Here is a 5,964-nt window from a genome sequence, read left to right as displayed (position 1 = left end):
AAAGGCTTTGCCGAAGGACAAGTAATCGTAGAAAAAGAAGAAGTAGTAATGGTAGAACCGAAGCTAATCCAATGATAGAATGAGCGAATGAGTGAATGATAGAATATATTAATTTTTTATTCGCTCATTCTATCATTCACTCATTCAAAATTAAACACTTTCCAACCTTTTTAAAACAAAAACAGTCAAGCATGTCAAACAACGATATTTTAAAGAAACTACGTGTTGCTCTGCAACTACGTGACGACCAAATAGTAGAGATTTTGAAGCTGGCCAACTTCAATGCCTCTAAAGCCGAAATCGGAGCTTTTTTCAGAGATAAAGAACACCCCAACTTTAAACCTTGCGGTGACCAAATCCTGAGAAAATTTCTTGACGGACTCATCATACACTTACGTGGGCCCAAAGAAGACAAAAAGCCGTCGATTATTAAGAGCAACATCTTGGTTCAAGACCCAAAAACACCTACCAAATAGTGTTGTGTAGAGCGTTGGCGGGCGTTTCTCTAAAAGTCAGATTATTCACTTTTGGAGTTTTTCTCCGCTAAACCTCAGAAACACTGTGAGATTATTATCGCAAAAAAACTTTGCGGGCATCGTATGCCTGTGTATGTTGGCCTGTTCGCAACCAAAGAAACTGATTGAGCCAATTTCAAATGAAATAACTGTTCCGAAAAATACGGTAACAGTACCAAAAGATACGATTATTGTACCCAAAAAAGATACAGTAATTATCAAGAAAGATACGGTAGTTGTAAAAACTGACACAGTAAAAAATGTAGTTAGCCAAGATACTGTTAAGAAAAAACCTATCGGTGATCAAATCTTTGAGTTTTATGAGATTACAGCTCCCGAAATGACTATTCATTTCCCCTCACATAGCATCGTGATGATTCCGATAAGCAATGTAGGAAAAGATGTAGGCGTAGCTAATAGTTTTTGTGAGTATTGGCTTTATACAAAAGATGGAAAGTTGGTTTGTTATTGTAAAAATACTATCAGTGGCTTGCACCCTGTCTATGCCAATAGTTTCAATACAAATAATCATTTGCCGCAGTTTACTAAGAAAATTGCTTATGGAGAATATCGTTTAGTATATAAAAATATCTCGAAAGAACCCGTACGACAAGATTTGGTTTTTGGAACAATCATCAGCGAAAACAAAGACCAGATTGATGTTAAGGTTGATAGTGGCCAAACTCGTGAATTTTGGATAAAAATTTACCCATCAACGAGCAATTTCAAGATGAATAATAATAACAAAGAGAAATTGTAGATAGTCAACAGTCGATAGTCAACTGTCCACGGTAAATAGTCACTGCCTATCTCTTTTTTAAAATCACTGTGGTCTATCAACTATTGACCGTGGACTTCTTAATTATGACTTTCCGAAATCGTTTGCAATATTTACTGGTTGTACGGCTACAAATCTCAAATAAAGAGGCCTTAAGCCTTATTTTTTCGGGAAAAGTTTTGGTAAATGGCATTGCTGCAAAGTCAAATTGTGAACTTACACAGACCGATGAAGTTGTTTACGAAGAGCAGGTTTTGCAGGAAGCAAAAAAACTGATATACATTGCCTACTACAAACCTCGTGGCATTGAAACAACACTCAACACTACAATTGCCGATAATTTGAAAGATATTTTGCCCTTTGAAGAGGATGTTTTTCCAGTTGGAAGGCTCGATAAAGAATCGGAGGGCTTACTGCTTTTGACTAACGACGGAACGGTTTATGATAAAATTCTCCGCAACGAAAACAAGACCGAGAAAGATTATATCGTAGAAGTTGATAAAGCAATTACGAATGATTTTCTGGAGAAAATGTCAGACGGAGTCGTAATTATGGGCAAGAAAACCTTACCATGCACACTGGCTCAGGTGGATGATTTCAGATTCAAAATAACGCTGATTCAAGGGTTAAATCGGCAGATTCGGCGAATGTGCTATAAACTTGATTATGAGGTTTTGAGCTTGAAACGAGTAAGAATCGGCAATATCTCTCTCGGAGATTTACGGGCGGGTGAGTATCGTGCTTTAAATCGTGAGGAAGTTTTATAGCTAATCTGCAAACTAAATAAAAGCAAAAAAGCATTGCTCGAAACCGAACAATGCTTTTTTTATGCAAGAAAAATATTATTTATACATTACTTTCTTCACTGCATCTACCGTACGTTTTACGTTTGGTAAAGTAGCTTCGATGAGCGTTGGAGCGTAGTGAAGCGGAATATCCATGTTGTTTACACGAATTACTGGGGCATCCAAATAATCAAACGCATAACGTTGTAAGTGATAAGTAATTTCTGATGAAATAGCTGCCAATGGCCATGCTTCTTCAACTACTACACAACGGTTTGTTTTCTTCACTGAATTGATAACAGTTGCATAATCAATCGGACGAACTGTGCGTAAGTCAATCAATTCAACTTTGATACCATCTTTTTCTAATTCAGCAATAGCAGGAAGAACAACTCTCGGAATCATTTTTCCGAACGAAACAATTGTTACGTCAGACCCTTCTTTTACGATATTAGCTTTGCCAAGTGGAAGAATGTATTCGCCTTCTGGCACTTCGCCTTTATCGCCATACATTTGCTCCGACTCCATAAAGATAGTCGGGTCGTTATCACGAATCGAGGCTTTCAATAAACCTTTTGCATCATAAGGATTGCTCGGTACTACTACTTTCAAACCTGGCGTGTTGGCAAACCAGTTTTCAAAGTTTTGTGAGTGTTGAGCTCCTAATTGCCCTGCATTTCCCGTTGGTCCACGAAATACAATCGGACAAGAGTATTGACCAGCCGACATTGCCATAAATTTGGCTGCCGAGTTGATAATTTGGTCGATAGCAACCAAAGAAAAGTTGAAAGTCATGAATTCGATTACTGGACGCAAACCGTTTACGGCCGCTCCAACTCCGATTCCACCGAAACCTAATTCGGCAATAGGGGTATCGATAACTCGTTTTGCTCCGAATTCATCTAACATCCCTTGACTTACTTTATACGCACCGTTGTATTCGGCTACTTCTTCACCCATCAAGAAAACGTTTTCATCACGACGCATTTCTTCTGATAAGGCTTCACGTAGGGCTTCTCTAAATTGTATTTCTCTCATTTTCGCTTAGAATTTTGCATTTTTGCGGACGTAAAATTAGTGCATCTGCCCCGAAACTCAAAACAATCTTGTGTAATATTCAATATTTTAGCGTGCGTTTAGCGGTTGGTTGTTGGGTTTCTGTTTCGTATCTTTCATAAAACTCTGTCTATTAGCACATTACACACAACAAGAAAGAGTAAAATTCACGAAAAAACCTGCTATATCAATACAAAAAGAAAAGCGTCAGTTGCTCAACCGACGCTTCATCTTCACTTTAAATAGTCATTATTTCACATCATTAGCACTAATGGCATTTCCTTGAAAAGGTGGAATACCGCCCAAAGGTTTGAATATGTCGAGGTCATAAAACAAATAAGCCAGTTTTATCACTCCACGAGCATAGGGTTTCAGCGTACCATCTTTTGCTTTTTCAAAAACCTCTCTTACTTGAATCAAATAAGTATCTTCATTTTTGGCCAGTGCCGCCAAATAAGCAATCGAACCGCTGCCGAAGACTGTCTGACTTGCTACTTTCTTGCCATCTCTGAGCAGCGAAACATCAAATTCTTGGACTACTAATTGCTTTTTTTCTTTGCGGTCTGATTCATAAAACGGAAAAGTTTTAAGCGATAAATCGGTATCTCTACGACCAAACGCTAAGTTGGAAGGAGCAAATTTTCCATTAACTAAACATTGAACTTTAATGATTTTCTTTTTTTCTTCTTGTGGAGTTTCGATTTCATTACTAATGTTCTGTGCAAAGCACATGGTCGATGTTAGACCCCAAGCAATTGCTATCGCCTTGAATCTGATTTTGTAAAAGTCTGTCATTTTACAGCATTTTTTTAGTTAAGACTAAAAAGTTGAACATTTGAGTTTTGATGATTTATTAGCAAAAGTTTTGTTATTAAACGGTATCAAAAGACGTGCCAAAACATTTTCTTAGAAATTATTGCTTATTTTGTGGGCTAAAAGCATCAAAATTCGTCGAATTGATTATTTTTCGATGACATACTCCTGATGAAGGAAAGAATTTTTAATTTATCAACATTATGGCAATCCATATACGTCCAGCAATTTTAATCATCGAAAATCAACGAGTGCTAACCATGCAGTATCAGTACGGTGGGCAAGAAGTATTTAATTTACCAGGCGGAAACTTAGAACTGGGCGAACACCTGAGCGATGCTCTTGCACGTGAAATGCAAGAAGAACTGGGCATTGAGGTTGCTGTCGGAGAGCTAATTTTGGTCGGAGAAGTTTATTTTGAAGAACGCAAAAAACACACACTTCACTTGCTTTTTGAGGGGAAAATCACGGCTGGGGTTCCAACACTCAATCCAGCAGAAACGTCTGCTTTAGCCATCAAGTGGCTTGATGTAAATGACTTGGAAAAAGTAAATCTGTACCCAAACCTTTCAAAGCAAATTCGAGAGCATTTAGCAGGAAAATTGAGCAATAGATATATCGGAAAGATTGACCAGCAATGGTTTTAGGATGGTCCGCGTTCAACCTCCAACAGCCAATAAAAGCAAATCGGAAGTTTATACACAGTCGATGGCCCGAAGTTTTCTACGAAGAAATCATGCACTTGCTTTCATTGCTCGAATCTTGGGCGAGTAAAGATAGACCAAGGCTATCACCGTGAAACTTCCCATTGCTGCAAAAGCTATCGGAAAACGGCTGGCATCATTACCATAAATCCAAGCCGAAAGAAATGCCCCTAAACCAATACCAGCTTCGAGCGAGATATACATCGTTGCCAAAGCTCGTCCACGGTTTTCTTCTTCGCATAAATCAACCGTCCATGCTTGAGAAATAGGCGAAATAACCCCCAAAGCCAGTCCAAAAAGAACAGCAGAGCCTACAAATGTATAAATATTACTGGCAAAAACTGGCAGCGTCATACCAACAATCAGCACCATACAGGCCCAACGAAGCACTGAAATTCGGCCATTTCGGTCGGAGAATTTTCCTGCAACAACCCTAATAAATAACGATGAGAGCGTATAAATCAAAAAGAAGATACCTTTATTTTTCAGGCCTACTGTTTTAGTCAAGTCGGGGGCGAGCGTCACGATTGCTCCGTAACTAAAAGAAGTCAAAAATACCACAATTGCCGCTGGCAAAACCATTCGGTCGAACATATCATCGCGGGTAACTTTTAGCGAATTGAACGAAAATTTTTCTTGTTTTTCCTTCGGAAGTGTCTCTTTCATGTTATACAAAATCGCTATCGAAATCAGGGCAAACATCGAAGAAATATTAAACAAAACATTTATTGAAAACGTATCGGCAATCCAACTTCCCAGTGCTGGGCCAAAAGCCATTCCCAAACTTCCCATTAGTCCGTGCATGCCCATAGCTTCTCCCCTACGGTGCATCGGTACAATATCTGCAATGTAAGCGGCCGTTCCTGTAGGTTTGAAACCTGTGGAAAAACCATGTACCAAACGCAAAAATAGAAAAGGATAAACCGTAGTAACTAATGGATAAAAGAATCCACAAACAAAACAAACCAACGAGCCAAAAGCCATCACTGGCACTCGACCGATGCGGTCAGTCAGACGCCCGCTAAAAGGACGAGAAAGCCCAGCCGTGAGGGTAAACAAGCTGATAATCAAACCTTTGTATTCTTCACCACCCAAACTTGTCAGATAGTCGGGGAGTTCGGGAATAAGCATATTGAAACTACAAAAGAACACCAACGAACTCAGACAAAGCAACCAAAATTGAAGAGAAAATATACTATCAGATTGTTTTTCCATAAAAATCAAAAGCCGACAAAGCCCCAGTGAAGTTTTTTTTCTAAAATATTTAGGCTTAATGACCTTTTAGAAGAATTTTTCTGCAAAAATAAGGGCAA

Annotated in this window: 7 protein-coding genes; 4 read left to right on the top strand and 3 right to left on the bottom strand. The window is 38.7% G+C overall.

Annotated features, from left to right (window positions below):
• The first annotated feature begins 191 nt into the window (after positions 1 to 191).
• From ACOVO2_RS04745 to ACOVO2_RS04735, 3 genes are all read left to right on the top strand, one after another.
• Complete coding sequence (locus ACOVO2_RS04745; protein ID WP_188766764.1) at positions 192 to 476, top strand: DUF1456 family protein; 285 nt, start codon at positions 192 to 194, stop codon at positions 474 to 476.
• An 85-nt stretch (positions 477 to 561) separates the two neighbouring features.
• On the top strand, positions 562 to 1,275 hold the full coding sequence (locus ACOVO2_RS04740) for a hypothetical protein (RefSeq protein WP_421768856.1): 714 nt from the start codon (positions 562 to 564) through the stop codon (positions 1,273 to 1,275).
• Between the two features lie 104 nt (positions 1,276 to 1,379).
• The gene (locus tag ACOVO2_RS04735) at positions 1,380 to 2,060 is read left to right on the top strand and encodes a pseudouridine synthase (protein WP_421768855.1); all 681 of its coding nucleotides are present in this window, start codon (positions 1,380 to 1,382) and stop codon (positions 2,058 to 2,060) included.
• A 75-nt stretch (positions 2,061 to 2,135) separates the two neighbouring features.
• Here the strand turns inward: ACOVO2_RS04735 and ACOVO2_RS04730 are convergent, their stop codons facing one another.
• A complete protein-coding gene (locus tag ACOVO2_RS04730) occupies positions 2,136 to 3,116 on the bottom strand; it encodes a pyruvate dehydrogenase complex E1 component subunit beta (protein ID WP_421768854.1) in 981 nt (326 codons plus the stop codon).
• A 267-nt stretch (positions 3,117 to 3,383) separates the two neighbouring features.
• Complete coding sequence (locus tag ACOVO2_RS04725) at positions 3,384 to 3,929, bottom strand: hypothetical protein (protein ID WP_421768853.1); 546 nt, start codon at positions 3,927 to 3,929, stop codon at positions 3,384 to 3,386.
• Positions 3,930 to 4,150: 221 nt separating this feature from the next.
• Here ACOVO2_RS04725 and ACOVO2_RS04720 point away from each other — a divergent pair, with 221 nt between their 5' ends.
• On the top strand, positions 4,151 to 4,594 hold the full coding sequence (locus ACOVO2_RS04720) for an NUDIX domain-containing protein (protein WP_421768852.1): 444 nt from the start codon (positions 4,151 to 4,153) through the stop codon (positions 4,592 to 4,594).
• Positions 4,595 to 4,681: 87 nt separating this feature from the next.
• Here ACOVO2_RS04720 and ACOVO2_RS04715 read toward each other — a convergent pair whose 3' ends face one another.
• Positions 4,682 to 5,866, bottom strand: a complete 1,185-nt coding sequence (locus ACOVO2_RS04715) for an MFS transporter (protein WP_421768851.1) — start codon at positions 5,864 to 5,866, stop codon at positions 4,682 to 4,684.
• Positions 5,867 to 5,964: the final 98 nt, after the last annotated feature.

The sequence above is a fragment of the Emticicia sp. genome (assembly GCF_049241225.1).
Taxonomy (GTDB): Bacteria; Bacteroidota; Bacteroidia; order Cytophagales; family Spirosomataceae; genus Emticicia.
The sequence above is the reverse complement of the archived record's forward strand: the minus strand, read 5'-3'. Positions and strand labels throughout refer to the sequence as shown.

What these genes read in the sequence shown, in the direction of transcription:
- ACOVO2_RS04745 (WP_188766764.1), top strand. Translation starts at nt 192, where the DNA reads ATGTCAAACAACGATATTTTAAAGAAACTACGTGTTGCTCTGCAACTA.
- ACOVO2_RS04735 (WP_421768855.1), top strand. Translation starts at nt 1,380, where the DNA reads ATGACTTTCCGAAATCGTTTGCAATATTTACTGGTTGTACGGCTACAA.
- ACOVO2_RS04730 (WP_421768854.1), bottom strand. Translation starts at nt 3,116, where the DNA reads ATGAGAGAAATACAATTTAGAGAAGCCCTACGTGAAGCCTTATCAGAA.
- ACOVO2_RS04725 (WP_421768853.1), bottom strand. Translation starts at nt 3,929, where the DNA reads ATGACAGACTTTTACAAAATCAGATTCAAGGCGATAGCAATTGCTTGG.
- ACOVO2_RS04720 (WP_421768852.1), top strand. Translation starts at nt 4,151, where the DNA reads ATGGCAATCCATATACGTCCAGCAATTTTAATCATCGAAAATCAACGA.
- ACOVO2_RS04715 (WP_421768851.1), bottom strand. Translation starts at nt 5,866, where the DNA reads ATGGAAAAACAATCTGATAGTATATTTTCTCTTCAATTTTGGTTGCTT.